This window comes from Nocardia paucivorans NBRC 100373 (genome assembly GCF_000308675.1).
Lineage (GTDB): Bacteria > Actinomycetota > Actinomycetes > Mycobacteriales > Mycobacteriaceae > Nocardia > Nocardia paucivorans.
This window is the reverse complement of sequence record NZ_BAGE01000122.1, coordinates 1-13,049: the sequence shown is the minus strand read 5'-3', so window position 1 is coordinate 13,049 and position 13,049 is coordinate 1. Positions and strand designations below refer to the sequence as shown.

Sequence of the window (13,049 nt, the reverse complement as noted above, 5' to 3'; positions counted from 1 at the left end):
GGGCCACGACACTTCTCCCGTTACCAGCATCGCCGCCGCCGTCGCTGGGGCCGCGCCCACTTATCCGGCCGATGGCCTTCGGGTCGGCGCGGCCCCGCTGACCGGGTTGTCTCGGCGCAGGCAGCGACGCGGCGAAAGCTTTCCGCTTCTCGACCCGGGGCCCGCGCGTGCAGTTCCGGGCGGCCGAACCACCGGCCCCGGCCCGCACACCTACACGGTCGTCTGCTGTTCGAGCGGGTTCGGCGGCCACTGCTGGCCCATGGTCACGTGCGGGCAGCCGGTTCAGCAGGTCGACAGCATCCGCGTGAGCGCGTCCTTTTCGGCCTGCTGGAGAGTGAGGCGCCATTGGGCCTTCACCGCGATCCACATCCGGGAATAGGTGCATTCGAAAGCGGAAACCGGGTGCCACGAGGCGGGGGCCTGGTCGCCTTTTGCCCTGTTCGATGACGCGGTGACCGCGATCAACTGCGGGCTGTCGAGGTCGTTGGCGAACCGCTCCCGCTGCTCGGTGCTCCATTCGCCGGCGCCGGATCGCCAACTTTCTGCAAGGGGCACGACATGTTGTCTGTACCCGGCTGAGTGTGTCGTTGACGTCTGTCACAAGGCCTTTCTGGTCGTGTTGGTGGTCGTCGGCGGCGGGTTATCGGTAGTTGGTCTTGTCCGCCGCTGACGTATGTGACGTGACGGATGAGGAATGTGAGTGGCTTACACGCAGCGGATCCCAACGGCCGACGGGCCCACGTGGACAGTGCTGGACGCGAACTACCTGGTAGTGGCCCCGGTAGAGCAGTTCTTGGAGCATCTGAGATCGACAAAGTACTCGCCGAACACGGTGAAGTCGTATGCGAAGGGCCTGCAACTGTGGTGGACGTTCCTGGAGCATCGCGTGCAGCCGTGGGATCGGGTCGGGGTCACCGAGGTGGGCGCGTTCGTCGGTCAGTTACGGCGCCGGTCGGTCGGATCGGAGCCGGCGGTCCTCGTTGACACCGGCCACTTGGTGGATTCGACGGTCGCGCAGCGTGCCCGGGCGGTGATGAGCTTCTACCGCTATCAGACACAGCGCGGTGCCGTGCTGGGCGGGTATTTGGTGGAGCGGGTGATGGCTGCGCCGGGCCGGTATCTGCCGTTCTTGGAGCATGTGGAACGGAGGAATGGCCGGCGACGCAGCAAGATCCGTGTCCGGGTCCGGCGGCAGATCGTGCCGGTGTTGCTGCCCGCCCAGATGACGGCGTTGCGGGAGTCGGAAGCTCGATGGGACGGCCGGCTCGGCGGGTGGGTCGGCGAATTCCGGTATCGCCTGTTGTGGACGCTGTTGGAAGAGACGGGGATCCGCCTCGGCGAGGCATTGGGGCTGCAGCATCGGGACTGGAAGACCGGCACGGGCGATACCGCGCTGATCGAGGTGGTCGAGCGCGATGATCATCCGCATGGTCAGCGCGCCAAGAGCGGCTCTCGGCGCATTCACGTCGGCGCCGGGTTGGATCGCCTGTATGGCGACTGGGTCTGGGCATTGTGCGAGGCCGGGGCCGACGTCGAACTCGAGGATTGGGATCGCGCCTATATCTTCTGCAATCTGCATCGCGGCCGGCGGTTCGCGCCGCTGCGGCCGGAGAGCGTCTACAAGCATCTGGCGTCGATGAAGAGAAGGGTTCCCGGGCTTCCGGCGGCGATGACTCCGCACTGGTTCCGGCATTCGCATGCGACGGCGCTGCTGCTGGCCGGCGTGCCGGAGCATGTGGTGTCGCGTCGGCTGGGTCACGCCGATATCCAGACCACCCTCAACCTCTACGGCCATGTCACCGAGGACGCCGAACTGCGGACTTGCGCTGATTGGCAGGCCGTTATCGATGCTTGGAGTGTCCGATGACTCAGCCGCGCAACGAGATTTCAGGGCCCGTCTCGCCGGTTCCGCGGACACCGCAGCGCAAGCGCCTGGAACGGGTGGATCCGCGGCTGCCGATCGCGGAGTTGTTCAGCGAGCACCGCGCCCGGCAGTTGTGGGAGTCGCTGCCCGAAGACCACCGCCAGGACCACTTCGACTCGAAGAACATGCCCAGCGACTATCGAGTGGCGTTCCGTGAACGAACCACCGGCGGGCAAGGCGGGCGATGGACCACCCAAGCGATTTCACTGCGCGGGCTTCCGGAGCCGATGACCTGGGAGTTGGCGTGGTTCATCCACCGCGAGGTCGCTGCCGGCAACGTCATCAACCCCACGCGCTTCAACAGCCTGCGGTACGGGCTGCAGCAGGTCACCGGATATGGTTCACCAGCTGCTCGGCAGGCGCGATCGATCACCGCGTTGCCGGTGGCGGAGTGGGCGCACGAGCTGCGGCGCGCTCAGATGAAGCAAGGCCCGGGCAGCGTGGGTGCCGTGGTCGGTAACACCATGAGTTCGCAGCTGAAGCGGGTGCAGGATCGCCTGGCCTACGCCTATCACGACGGTCCGTGGTGGCAGCTGAATGTGTGGTCGCCGTTGCTGGATGACCGGATCCCGCTTCGGGAGCAGAGCCGCACCGGCACAGCGCGGCCAACTTCTCCCACTTGACGACCGACCGGCTGCGCGAAGCGGTCAAATGGTGGTTGTCGGTGCAGCTGCTGGGCGGCCAGTATGTCTGGAGTTCGGTCGAGAGCCGCGTCGACCACTTCAAGTGGTTTCAGTGGTATCTGGACCAGGTCGGCTGCGCCGGACCGCACTTGGTCGACGCGGCTGTCGATCTGCGGCCGTTCACGCGGGGATTCGTCGAATCGCTTCGTGCCCATCGCATCCGGTCCGGTCCGAGCAAAGGCAGACCGCTGGGAAAGAACCAGGTGCGCCGGCCCCTGGTGACGGTCGAAACCTTCTACCGGTGGATGTTCGACAACGTCGCGGAGGTGACCACGGTGCTCGGGGAGCCGCGCTGGCAGCGGCTCACGGCGCAGCATACGACGCTGTTCCGACCCGAGGACAAGCCCCGACTGGTCAACAAACTCCCAGACGACATGGCGCTGGAAGACGAGGTCGTCAGCCGCATCGCTGCCGGTTCGGAATTGCTGGCTGCTCCGAAGGAGGAGGGCGGGCTCGGCGATCTGCAGGCATTCCATGCGCTGATGCTGCAAATCCGCACCGGCCGGCGGATGAACGAGGTCCTGCTGATGGATTTCGACCCCCTGATTCCGCTTCTTCACCGCGCGGAGGACACCGACAGTGATGGGTTCGTGGCACGTATGAGGTACCAGCAAACGAAAATCGAATCCGGACAAACCGCGACGATCCCTGTCGATGCCGAGATCGTCTCCATCATCCGATCCCAGCAGGACCACGCCCGAAAGCTGCTCACCACATTCGGCGCGCCGGCGGGAACCCAGCCCCGCTATCTGTTCGTGCGTCCCCGCAACAACCGGTGGGGCCGGCACCCTTACTCGTGCAATACCTACAACCCGAGGCTGCGGGAACTGACGAAACGGCTGGGGATCACCGACAGCACAGGACGCGCGGTCTCGATCTCGCGCACACACCAATTCCGCCACACCCGAGCCACCGATCTGATCAACGCCGGTGTCCCGCTGCACGTCGTCATGCGGCACTTCGGGCATCTGACGCCGACGATGACGATGCATTACGCCAAGACCCGTTCCGAGGTCGCCGAGCGCGAATTCCTGCGGTTCAGGAAAGTCACTGCCGACGGCCGCGCAACCGAGATCGACCCGCAGGACCTGTTCGACCTGCTCCACCTGGACTACCGAGCCGACCGGATCCTGCCCAACGGCTGGTGCCTGCTACCACCGAAACAATCCTGCACCAAGGGAAACGCATGCCTGACCTGCGACAAGTTCGTCACCGACGCCTCCCACCGCAGCGAACTCCAGAGACAACTCACCGACACCGAACGCTTGATCGACCAACGCCAACAGCAGTTCACCGCCCGCTACGGCGAACCGATGGACACCGGCAACGTCTGGCTCGACGGCAGACAAGGCGAGGCCACAGCACTACGGAAAGTCCTCGTCGCCCTGGACCACATCACTGTCCACGACAACGGCCAACTCCGCGCCGTCCGCGGCGCCGGCACCCTGGAACGTCCCGAATCGCCACAGCTGGACACCACTGCGTCGAAGGAAGACCTCGCATGAAGACCTTGCCGGATCATCTGCGCGCCGCCACGATCCGCCGGACCCAGCACGCTGCCCAACAGGCACACGCAGCACTTGAGAAGATGGTCAAGTACAACCAGCCGATCTCCTTCACGGCGGTCGCCCGCGAGGCGGGAGTAAGCACCGACTTCCTCTACCGGCATCCGCAACTGCGGCCCGAGATCGAGCGCTACCGCGCGAAATCGGAGCCTGCAGCGCCACCCCGAGGCTCCGACAGCGATCCCACCGGGTCGTCCTCGGCGGTGCGAGCCCTGGCCCGAAAGCTCGAAGACGAACGGCGTACCCATCACGCCCAGGTCAGCGAACTGCGCAAAGCACTCGAAGCCGCGCACGGAGAAAATCTGGAACTCCGCCGGCGCTTGGCGTTGCACGAACCTGACTGATCTGCATGCCGTGGTGGCCCGGCCGTGCTCGGCCGGGCCACCACGGCCTGACCGGCCGTTGTAGGGGTCGCCGTAGTATCGGCCGAAAATCGGGCGGATATGGTGTCGCCGCTGGTCAGTGGATGCGGGAAGTGCCGGGGCCGATGAGGCTGGTCAGTTCGCGCATGGCCTGGGGTGACGGTTTGAAGTAGCGCCGCAGGTTCTCGGCCTTGCGGTGCCGGGACTTGACCATCAGTTCGAGCAGGCTCGCGCCGGAGCGGTCGGCGAGGTATTTGCCCGGCCCGGGGCGGCGGTGGGTCACGAAGACCGGACCGTGGTGCGGCTGCGGGTCAGTCGGGGCGGTAGGCGGGCGGTGCCAACGTCCCAGTACACGGTTTCGAGGACGTGTGCGTGGTGGGCGGCGCCGCGGCGGCGGGTGCGGGGTTTGGCGCCCTTGGATTTTACGCGGGCGCACCGGCCCGCCAGGTCGAGGTCTTCGATGTTGAGCTGGAGCAGTTCCTGTGCGCGGGCGCAGGTCTCGTAGAGCATCCGCCACAGCGTCTTCTCCCGCAGATGAACCTCGCGGCGGGAGATGAGCCGGTCGATCGCGGTCCGCGAGCGTACCGGGGTCTCGGTTTCCGGCGGGGTCGATCGCGCGGCCGCCGGGACCTGCGGGGCGTTCCACTCTTGTTCGCGGCACCAGGCCGGCCATTTCGCGACTGCGGTGCGGCGTGCGTTCCAGGCGTTGACCGCCGCTTGGCCCCAGAGAGTTTCGAGGGCCGCGCCGATCTCGGTGTCGGTGACCGAGTCCAGGGCCCGGCTGGGGCCCGGTAGTCCATCGCGGGTGCGGCCGTCGAGCTGGTCGACGGTCTTGACGACCGCGACGGTGTAGGCGCGGCGGGTGTTGCCGGGGGTGAGGATGTCCAGGAACGCCTCGGCGGATCCGCGCAGGGTGCGGGCGCGGCGGTGTGGATCGGGGTTACGGTCGCCGCCATCGCCCCTGCCCTCCGCTGCTTGCCCCGGATAACGGGGGCGGTTCACGTCGTCGCCGCGGCGGGATCGCCGCAGGCCGTCACCTTCTACTCGACCTTGTTCGGCACGGAGCCGACCAAGCGCAAGCCGGGGTATGTGAACTTTCGCGATCGCCGAGCCGCCGCTGAAGCCGGTGCTGATCGAGAACCCCGGCCACGGCGGCTGCAGCCGATCCCGACACTCCCCCGTGGGTTGGGAGGGGAGGGTTTATGCCACTGCTTGCCGCATTCGTTCACCGGCAAGGCGCAGGTCGGTGTCGGACGGGACGATCAGCAGGGACACGCTGGTGCCGTTGGTTGCGACCAGTTGCATGACGTCGGGTGGCCGGTCGGGTTCTGGGCTGGGGGTGGGTATGCCGTCGTCGTCTTCGATGCGGCGTTGTGCGCGGCTGTTCGCGTTCCAGTCGAATCCGATGCGGGCGAGGGGCCCGAGCCGGGGGGTGAGGGCGCTGATCAGCTCGTGCAGTTCGGTGGTGAGGTTCGGTGTCCGTGGCCACCAGGCCCCGTCGACCGGTGCCGGTTCGGCGTCGCGGCGGCGCAGGAGCAGGCGAGGGGTACGGGTCGGGAAGAGAAAAGGCTGCCGGTTGCGAGAGGACGTGGTCGCGGCGCCCATCGCGGCATGGTTGGTGATGGGGCGGGACGCGGGGTCATGGCTCATGACAGTCGCCGCGGTCCCAGATCGGATCCGGCAGGTCCCCGGCCGCTGTGAGCGCGGACCCGCGCGAAGGCCGCGTCGGCACCGGCGGGGATGGCCTGCACCACTAGCACGGCACCACCGCTCCCGCATATGTACATGGTGCCGAACAGTTCGAACGGATAAGGGTCGAGCTGTATGGTGTGGTCTGCCACGACGAGGTGCCGGGCGGTGGGTGACCAGGCACGTGGGTCGTAGACGATGCGCCATATCGGTCCTGTCCGCAGTCCGAGCGTGGTGATCAGGTCGGGGAGCTCGGTAGCCAGGTTGCTCGATCGGGGCCACCAGGTCGCATCGATATAGCCGCTGGGATCCGGACGCAGACGTAATCGTGGGGTGAGAGTGGGTGTGCGACCAAGCGGTGCCGAAGGCACATTGGTCGATTGTGGCGTCATCGGACGCTCCTGTCACGGCCGGGAAAGGGCCGGATCGGTGAACCCGGGGCGGCGCGACCTCTGCTGGTCAGCGCGCGTGTTGCCGCCGGATACCGTCGAGCCTACACGCAGATGTGGCGACCGGTCCCGACGTATACGAGACGCAACGGCGAATGGGGTGGGCGTCCGGTCAGCGCGGCGGGATGCTGTGAGCGTGCTCACGGGCGAGGCGTCGGCGGTGTGATCGGCGGTCCATACCGGTTGCGGCATGCGCCGATCGGCCGGCTGTGTGGCGATACAGTACCCGCGCCGGGTTGCGCCGCAATCGGAGCGGTCCACTGTCGCGGGCCGCGAGGTCGAACAGGCGCATTGCCCACCGCTGCGGTAGGGCGCGCACCAGCCGCCAACCGGTCGCGTGCCCGAGATCCCAGGCCCGGGCCTTCGGGTTCACCGATCACCCCCGTCCGTCACCGCGGCATCATCCACCGCCGCGGCACCCGATACGACGCTGCTGAACACCGGAGAGCACACCACGCCCCCACCGGCCGGGGAAGAGGTGACGGCAGGTTCCTCGAGATGACTGAACAGGCTCGGCGGGGGCCGGTATCTACGATTCATCCCTCAAGTCTCCTCTCCCTATACCGGAACCGGAGAACCGGGTCGGTCAGGTGCGCCCGACCGACCCGCTGTGATCGGCCGCCGTCGAGGGCGATGCGGTCGGCCGTGTCGAGTTCGCGCTCGTAGAGCAGCACATGCGACCGGAACGGCCGATGTGCCGTGTCCCGGACGAGGCCGATTCCCTGCTCAGGTCCTTGTTGCTGTCGAAAGCGCCGATCCTTCGGAGGCCGTTTCGTCGGCCTTCTGGTTCCGCATCACGACAACACCTGGTTCCGGCGTCTTCCCGGCCATGATGGCAGGGCGAGGCGGAAGATCTTGAGCCACACCGACCCGATCTGTCTGCCCAGGGGACCGGTGTTGTAGGGCAGGCCATACTTTCGGCACAGCGAGCGCACCTCGGGCGCGATTTCCGAATAACGGTTGGCCGGCAGGTCGGGGAACAGATGGTGCTCGATCTGATGCGACAGGTTGCCCGCCATGATGTGAAACAGCTTGCCGCCGGTAATGTTCGACGAGCCCAGCATCTGCCGCACGTACCATTCGCCGCGGGTTTCGTTCTCGGTTCCTTCCTGGGTGAACGTTTGTACCCCGGAAGGGAAGTGGCCGCAGAAGATGATCGAGTGGGCCCAGATGTTACGGATCAGGTTGGCGGTGGCGTTCCCGGCCAGGGTGGACAGCATCAGTGGGCCGCTGAGCAGCGGGAAGACGATGTAGTCCTTGAGGATTTGTTTACGCGCCTTGCGCCACTGGCCCTCGAGCAACCGCTTGACATCCCACCATGTGCGCTTGCCTTGGACGATGTTGTCGAACTCCAGGTCGTGCAGCATCACGCCCCATTCGAACAGCAGCATTACCACGAACGCATACACCGGATTGCCCAGATAGTACGGATGCCACTTCTGGCCCTCGTCGATGCGCAGCACGCCGTAGCCGATGTCGCGGTCGCGACCGTGGATATTGGTGAAGGTGTGATGCACGTAGTTGTGCGAATGCTTCCACTGGTCCGCGGGGCAGACGTTGTCCCATTCGAATACCCGAGAGTTCAGCCCGGGTTCGCGCATCCAGTCCCACTGACCGTGCATGACGTTGTGGCCGATCTCCATGTTGTCCAAGATCTTGGACATGCTCAGTGCCGCGACGCCCGCCAGCCAGAACGGCGGCAGGAAGCCGAGATACATCAGGCCGCGGCCGGTGATCTCGAGACCGCGTTGTGTGGCGATGACCGAGTAGATGTATTCGCGATCACGCTCACCCAGGTCGGCGGTGATGCGCTCGCGCAACTGGTCCAGGGCACGGCCGAGTTCTGTCACCTGCTCGGCGGACAGCACCACCGGTCCCTCCTTCGTTTCGGTCCGCATAACCAAAATGCACTCCTTTCTCAGATTGCGATATCGATGTCACCGACCGGAGCGTTGATACAGAGCTGGATGGGCCGGCCCGGGTCGCTGTCGAGCTCACCGGTGCGGATATCGCGGCTACAGCCCGAGCGCCGGATGGCGGTGCAGGATAAGCAGATCCCCATACGGCAGCCGTACTCCGGGGTGAGACCGGCGGATTCGGCCTGTTCGAGCAGGGTGGTACCGGTGTTCTCGACGGTGACGCCGCTGCCGGAGAAGGTCACCTTCCCCTCAGCGTCCGCCGGGTCCGCGGGGGTGGCGGAGACCGTGAACTCCTCGGTGTGCAGCCGAGCGTCGAGCTGTTCGGCCTCGTAGACAGTGCGCACCGCCGACATCAGCGACGGCGGACCACACACGTAGGTCTGCGCCTGGGCGAACCACGGCGCCACCCGCTCCAGCTCGTCGTACCCGAAGCGCCCGGGGGCGGTGGCCGCGCAGGCCCGCGGTGCGGCGGTGTCGGAGACAGTCTGCTGCCCGGTGGCCTGTCGGGTGTAGCGCAGTTCGATGCGGAAGCCGGTATGCCGCTGCGTGAGCGTTTCGAGCTCGGCCCGATACGGCACCACTTGCGGCGAGCGCGCATAATGCAAGAACAGCACCTCACCGACATGGCCCTCGTCGGCCAGCGTCCGCAGCATGGACAGCACCGGGGTGATGCCACTACCGCCGCTGATCAGCACAACCCGCTCCGGACGCGGATCGGGCATATGGAACACCCCCGCCGCCGGGGCAAGGTCGACCACCATCCCGGGCGCCGCATGGTGATAAAGGTATTGCGACACGAGCCCGTTCGGATGTGCCTTGACGGTGAGCTCGATATACCGGTCACCGCGCGCCTGGGAGTTCACCGGTGAATAGCAGCGGGTGTGTTTGACACCGTCGATCAGCACACCGAGCCGCACGAACTGCCCGGCCAGATGCCCGCGCCACTGCCGTGTCGGACGCAGGACAACAGTCACCGAGCCGGGAACCGGGTGGCACACATCTGTGATCCGGGCGCGCATATCGCGCAGCGTGAAGGTCGGGCGCACCAGCTCCAGATACCGGTCGATCGAGTGCGGCGCGGTAAGGGTCTGAACCAGATCGATGAGCCCGACCATGCGATCGATCCTCCATACTTTTGCTCGGCGACACGGCAAGCAGGCACAGGTACGAGTCGAACGCGAGGAGTGGGCCCGTCGGGCATTGCCGACCGGCACCCTCGCCATTGTATTGAGCGGCTCGGTGTGTTCGGTCGAGGGCAACGGCGGTGGCAGGAACTCGGCTCCGTATGGTCTCGTGGTCGGTCAGTGTGGGGCGGTGGTCGGTCCGGCGGATCGATTGCCGAACGGATGACGCCAGGTTCGGGGGCTGCCATAGGACGAGCCGTGGGCCGTCGGTGCGACGGTGGTATCGGCCGATGCCGTGGTGAGCCGGTCGTGGTCCTGCCTCGCTGCGGCGGTCTCGAGACGGGATTGTCTCAGTTCGCGGCGGGCGAGGCGACCGCGGCGCGAGGTCCGCCGTGCACTGGCAAGCAGCAGACCCAGCCCGAACACAGCGACCGCACCGACAACGATGCCGTAGAGAAACAAGGTCCCCGTGGAACCGGTGACGTGGTACCCCAGCACGGTGAAGTTGTCGGTCAACGCATGAGCGGCCCCGGCGTTGCCCAGCACCCCGACCACACCGATGATCACGGCGGCGAGCAGAACGACGAGCCCCACAATGATGAACATGACAGCCTCCAAGGCCTGGGAAGTACGGACCTACCCCAGTCAACGCCTGGTCTTCCCCCGTGTCGAGACTCGACCACGCCGATCATTGCTGCGACTCGGTAACCATCCCGGCGCCGCGCGGACACATACCCCGATGACAATGTTCATCCGTCGAAGGGGAACGGGTCGGAAGGGCCCGGCCTGCGGAGAGATCATCCGACACGGCGAAGTGCCCGTGCAATGCCGCAGGTCACCGTACCTGCGTGCACGTCGGGCCGGTACGTGCCCGGAGAGTAGGCTGAAGATGTCGGGGGCTTTTCGTACGAGACCATCGGTGGTCTCGTCGTCACCCGGCGAATGAACAGGGGCCGCTACGCGGTCCCGGTCAGGAGCGTCGTGATGACGCTACAACATGAGCGGATCCTGCCGGACCGTTCCACACGGCTTTCCCTTCACAGCGGTCCGCCGGCATCGCGGCGAGCGCTGACACCGCGAGCGCCCCGCCCCGGCGTGGTGGACGGGGCCTGGTGGCCCAGGACACGTGACCTGGTCGCCGAACTGGTCGAGCTGGAGGCGCTGTTCACCGGACGGGCAGGCGCCATCGACCGCGTCATGTACAACATGGACGCCTGGCAAGCGGCGCCGAGACGCACGACGATCGGCGGACGTTCGGTCCGTTTGGACGGCTACCGACATCTGCCCACCCACACGCTCTGCGTCCTGGGACTGGACCGGACCCGGCTCGTTCTCCTGGTGATCCCCGCGGGCACCGAAACCGTCTCCGCCCAGGCGCTGCTGTCCGCGGCATCCCGACCGGAAAATGAACTCACCGCCGACGAACTGGTAGCAGCCGACGCCCGGGCCGGCCTCGAGCGCAGCCAGAACGCGACCGCGCTGCGCCGCTGGGACGACGAAGGCGGCCACGGCGCGCCAGTGGACCCGGACACGGACCATCTCCCATCCTTTGCGGGATCCCCGACCCCTGCGCGAGGACGGATATGACACAGAACCCGCCACGAGACAGGGGCGGTGCCTCCGACCGCGGTCTGGGACGATTCCAGGCCACCGCCGGTGGTGGACAACCGTTCGACACACCGACCCGCACCCCACGACTGCTGCTGCGCGACCGTGACGAGCGCTCCGAAGGCATCGACGGCGCCTGGTGGCCCAGAACCGACAACCTCACCACCGAACTGCACGACCTGGTCACCGCGCTCACCACGCGACTGGGCGCGACCACCCGGATCACCTTCGACTGGAATTCACTGAGCCTGACCCAACGGGCCATCGACCCTCCCGACGGGATCGAGGTCTCCGGACCGCTTCCCGACCAACCACCTCAGGTGATGTACGTCTTCGGCCCGCACGATCAGCGCCTACGACTGCTGGTGATCGACCCCACCACCGACACAGCCCGCGCCGACGCGCAGATGCACAAGGCGGCGGGCACCATCGCGGACCCTCCGAGACCCTGAACTCCCGGGGCCCACCGTCATGGCCCACCAGGCGCCTTGCCCTGCCCGCCGCTGCCCGGTGGTGAGGCTCCTCGGCATCGACCACCTCGTATCGCCACCGGCACTCATTCGTCGCGGCCGGGACCACGGAGCGGCGTGTTCCGCCCAGGTCGGGCAGGTAGAAGCCGTAATGCCCGTCGATGCCGATGTGGGTGCGTATGAACGGCGACAACCGTGCCACGTCCGCATCGAGCACCGGATGCTTCTGCAGGCGAAGCACGGCAAACGCTCGGCCCATGTAGAAGGTTTTCCACAACACCACGCAGTTGAAAGTGCGCACACTCCGCGACGAGATTCGCAGTCTCGTCGAAGAACTCGTCGCCGAGCTGCTGCCCCGCACCTGAGGCGCACCCGCGGGCCGCGCGCGGCGATCAAAACAGGGTGTCGCGGTGCCGCCGGCGAACCCGCACCGCCGACAACACCGCCGGGGTGAACTGCCGCAGATAGTTGTAGGACAAATCCAGCGCGGCCAGATGCCCGTGATCACGCGGCAGACGGGGTTTGGCCTGCGCGATCGCCGCCCGCAACCGCTCCCACCCGATCGCATCACCCTGGATCAGGCCGCCGATCTCCTCATCGGCGATCTGCGGATCGGTGACGATGTCCAGCAGCTCGTCCAACAGCGCTTGGCGATCCTCACCGGATTTTCCGTGTTCGGCCAACTGCTGCTGCATGCGCCGCTCCGCCTGGCCGAACTTCGCCGAGATCGCCTGATCGAACAGCGCCACCACCTCATCGAGCACATCGGTGCCCGATTGCGCCGGCACCGTCAGCAGGATCAGGTAGCGGCGCTGCGGGTCACGACGTTCGAGGGCCTGCGGGGTCAGGCAGCGGCCCATCGTGGCCAGGAACCGGCGCCGTCGACAGCCACCGCAACCGCGACACCCCGAGCGAGGCATCGGTGACCAACAACGAGTCCAGCTCCGCACACCGCTCGGGAGTGAACTCATGCGCGAGCCGGTCATAGGTCTCGGTCTGCGCCTGGTGGCGGGCGTGGGCGACTCGTTCCACCGCGCCAACAGGAACTCGTCCAGCTCCTTCGACTCCAGCGGCCCGGCCGGCCGCCGGCCCAGATACTGAGCGGCCAACCGCGCATGCTCGGTACGGGTCTTGGCGCGCCTGCCATACGAACCGATCTCCACCGGATCCACCCGAAGCTGTTCGGCGAGCCGGGCCACCGCCACCGGCAGCGCCGTCGTCAACCGGTCCGGCACGAGCCCCAGCCACGGCAACGT

General features: G+C 66.7%; 15 protein-coding genes and 4 pseudogenes. 6 read left to right on the top strand and 13 right to left on the bottom strand.

All coding sequences use genetic code 11. From position 1 onward, the window contains the following. Positions 1-282 precede the first annotated feature (282 nt). A complete protein-coding gene (locus ON32_RS24390) occupies positions 283-555 on the bottom strand; it encodes an HNH endonuclease family protein (RefSeq protein WP_051133635.1) in 273 nt (90 codons plus the stop codon). 145 nt (positions 556-700) lie between these two features. Here ON32_RS24390 and ON32_RS24385 point away from each other — a divergent pair, with 145 nt between their 5' ends. From ON32_RS24385 to ON32_RS24370, 4 genes are read left to right on the top strand one after another with little or no spacing between them, the layout of a single operon-like run. Beyond that, positions 701-1,867 carry a tyrosine-type recombinase/integrase gene (locus ON32_RS24385; protein WP_040793361.1) on the top strand — a complete coding sequence of 389 codons (1,167 nt, stop codon included), beginning with the start codon at positions 701-703 and terminating at the stop codon, positions 1,865-1,867. After that, a complete protein-coding gene (locus ON32_RS24380) occupies positions 1,864-2,547 on the top strand; it encodes a hypothetical protein (RefSeq protein ID WP_040793360.1) in 684 nt (227 codons plus the stop codon). Before ON32_RS24385 ends, ON32_RS24380 begins: the two co-directional genes overlap by 4 nt. Beyond that, positions 2,544-4,112: a tyrosine-type recombinase/integrase gene (locus ON32_RS24375; protein ID WP_051133634.1), complete on the top strand. Its 1,569-nt coding sequence runs from the start codon at positions 2,544-2,546 to the stop codon at positions 4,110-4,112. The genes ON32_RS24380 and ON32_RS24375 overlap by 4 nt, the downstream gene beginning before the upstream one ends. After that, positions 4,109-4,516 carry a DUF6262 family protein gene (locus tag ON32_RS24370; protein WP_051133633.1) on the top strand — a complete coding sequence of 136 codons (408 nt, stop codon included), beginning with the start codon at positions 4,109-4,111 and terminating at the stop codon, positions 4,514-4,516. Before ON32_RS24375 ends, ON32_RS24370 begins: the two co-directional genes overlap by 4 nt. 115 nt (positions 4,517-4,631) lie before the next feature. On the opposite strand, the gene ON32_RS30365 is transcribed toward ON32_RS24370, so the two are convergent. The 10 genes and pseudogenes from ON32_RS30365 to ON32_RS24335 all read right to left on the bottom strand — a co-directional run bounded on the left by ON32_RS30365 (position 4,632) and on the right by ON32_RS24335 (position 10,321). Beyond that, a complete protein-coding gene (locus ON32_RS30365) occupies positions 4,632-4,817 on the bottom strand; it encodes a hypothetical protein (RefSeq protein ID WP_245551272.1) in 186 nt (61 codons plus the stop codon). Further along, positions 4,814-5,536 (bottom strand): site-specific integrase, encoded by a 723-nt coding sequence (locus ON32_RS24365; RefSeq protein WP_245551271.1) that lies wholly within the window; start codon positions 5,534-5,536, stop codon positions 4,814-4,816. Before ON32_RS24365 ends, ON32_RS30365 begins: the two co-directional genes overlap by 4 nt. A gap of 198 nt (positions 5,537-5,734) precedes the next feature. Next, positions 5,735-6,184 carry a DUF5994 family protein gene (locus ON32_RS24360; RefSeq protein WP_040793359.1) on the bottom strand — a complete coding sequence of 150 codons (450 nt, stop codon included), beginning with the start codon at positions 6,182-6,184 and terminating at the stop codon, positions 5,735-5,737. Further along, positions 6,181-6,615, bottom strand: a complete 435-nt coding sequence (locus ON32_RS24355) for a DUF5994 family protein (RefSeq protein WP_051133632.1) — start codon at positions 6,613-6,615, stop codon at positions 6,181-6,183. Before ON32_RS24355 ends, ON32_RS24360 begins: the two co-directional genes overlap by 4 nt. A 277-nt stretch (positions 6,616-6,892) precedes the next feature. Beyond that, positions 6,893-7,045: pseudogene (locus ON32_RS29155) on the bottom strand (phosphatidylinositol mannoside acyltransferase); the annotation flags it as partial. After that, positions 7,042-7,212 carry a hypothetical protein gene (locus ON32_RS29150; RefSeq protein WP_157224337.1) on the bottom strand — a complete coding sequence of 57 codons (171 nt, stop codon included), beginning with the start codon at positions 7,210-7,212 and terminating at the stop codon, positions 7,042-7,044. The gene ON32_RS29150 and the pseudogene ON32_RS29155, both read right to left, overlap by 4 nt. Beyond that, positions 7,209-7,346 (bottom strand): hypothetical protein, encoded by a 138-nt coding sequence (locus ON32_RS29145; RefSeq protein ID WP_157224336.1) that lies wholly within the window; start codon positions 7,344-7,346, stop codon positions 7,209-7,211. Before ON32_RS29145 ends, ON32_RS29150 begins: the two co-directional genes overlap by 4 nt. A gap of 52 nt (positions 7,347-7,398) precedes the next feature. Further along, positions 7,399-8,570 (bottom strand): annotated as a pseudogene (locus tag ON32_RS24345) (fatty acid desaturase family protein). Positions 8,571-8,590: 20 nt separating this feature from the next. Continuing rightward, entirely contained in the window at positions 8,591-9,706 is a 1,116-nt protein-coding gene (locus tag ON32_RS24340; protein WP_083874760.1) for a ferredoxin reductase, read from the bottom strand. A gap of 186 nt (positions 9,707-9,892) precedes the next feature. Continuing rightward, complete coding sequence (locus ON32_RS24335) at positions 9,893-10,321, bottom strand: hypothetical protein (protein WP_040793357.1); 429 nt, start codon at positions 10,319-10,321, stop codon at positions 9,893-9,895. 378 nt (positions 10,322-10,699) lie between these two features. Between ON32_RS24335 and ON32_RS24330 the strand changes: the two genes are divergently transcribed. Both ON32_RS24330 and ON32_RS24325 read left to right on the top strand, forming a co-directional pair. Continuing rightward, complete coding sequence (locus tag ON32_RS24330) at positions 10,700-11,302, top strand: DUF5994 family protein (protein WP_174361666.1); 603 nt, start codon at positions 10,700-10,702, stop codon at positions 11,300-11,302. Beyond that, complete coding sequence (locus tag ON32_RS24325) at positions 11,299-11,775, top strand: DUF5994 family protein (RefSeq protein WP_051133630.1); 477 nt, start codon at positions 11,299-11,301, stop codon at positions 11,773-11,775. The genes ON32_RS24330 and ON32_RS24325 overlap by 4 nt, the downstream gene beginning before the upstream one ends. Positions 11,776-11,953: 178 nt before the next feature. On the opposite strand, the pseudogene ON32_RS30925 reads toward ON32_RS24325, so the two are convergent. Next, positions 11,954-12,073 (bottom strand): annotated as a pseudogene (locus ON32_RS30925) (hypothetical protein); the annotation flags it as partial. A 126-nt stretch (positions 12,074-12,199) separates the two neighbouring features. Beyond that, positions 12,200-13,049: pseudogene (locus ON32_RS24320) on the bottom strand (DUF4158 domain-containing protein); the annotation flags it as partial.

Excerpts from the sequence above, each read along its gene's own strand:
- ON32_RS24380 (WP_040793360.1), top strand. The coding sequence starts at position 1,864 with ATGACTCAGCCGCGCAACGAGATTTCAGGGCCCGTCTCGCCGGTTCCG.
- ON32_RS24370 (WP_051133633.1), top strand. The coding sequence starts at position 4,109 with ATGAAGACCTTGCCGGATCATCTGCGCGCCGCCACGATCCGCCGGACC.
- ON32_RS24360 (WP_040793359.1), bottom strand. The coding sequence starts at position 6,184 with ATGAGCCATGACCCCGCGTCCCGCCCCATCACCAACCATGCCGCGATG.
- ON32_RS24355 (WP_051133632.1), bottom strand. The coding sequence starts at position 6,615 with ATGACGCCACAATCGACCAATGTGCCTTCGGCACCGCTTGGTCGCACA.
- ON32_RS29150 (WP_157224337.1), bottom strand. The coding sequence starts at position 7,212 with ATGAATCGTAGATACCGGCCCCCGCCGAGCCTGTTCAGTCATCTCGAG.
- ON32_RS24340 (WP_083874760.1), bottom strand. The coding sequence starts at position 9,706 with ATGGTCGGGCTCATCGATCTGGTTCAGACCCTTACCGCGCCGCACTCG.
- ON32_RS24335 (WP_040793357.1), bottom strand. The coding sequence starts at position 10,321 with ATGTTCATCATTGTGGGGCTCGTCGTTCTGCTCGCCGCCGTGATCATC.
- ON32_RS24330 (WP_174361666.1), top strand. The coding sequence starts at position 10,700 with ATGACGCTACAACATGAGCGGATCCTGCCGGACCGTTCCACACGGCTT.
- ON32_RS24325 (WP_051133630.1), top strand. The coding sequence starts at position 11,299 with ATGACACAGAACCCGCCACGAGACAGGGGCGGTGCCTCCGACCGCGGT.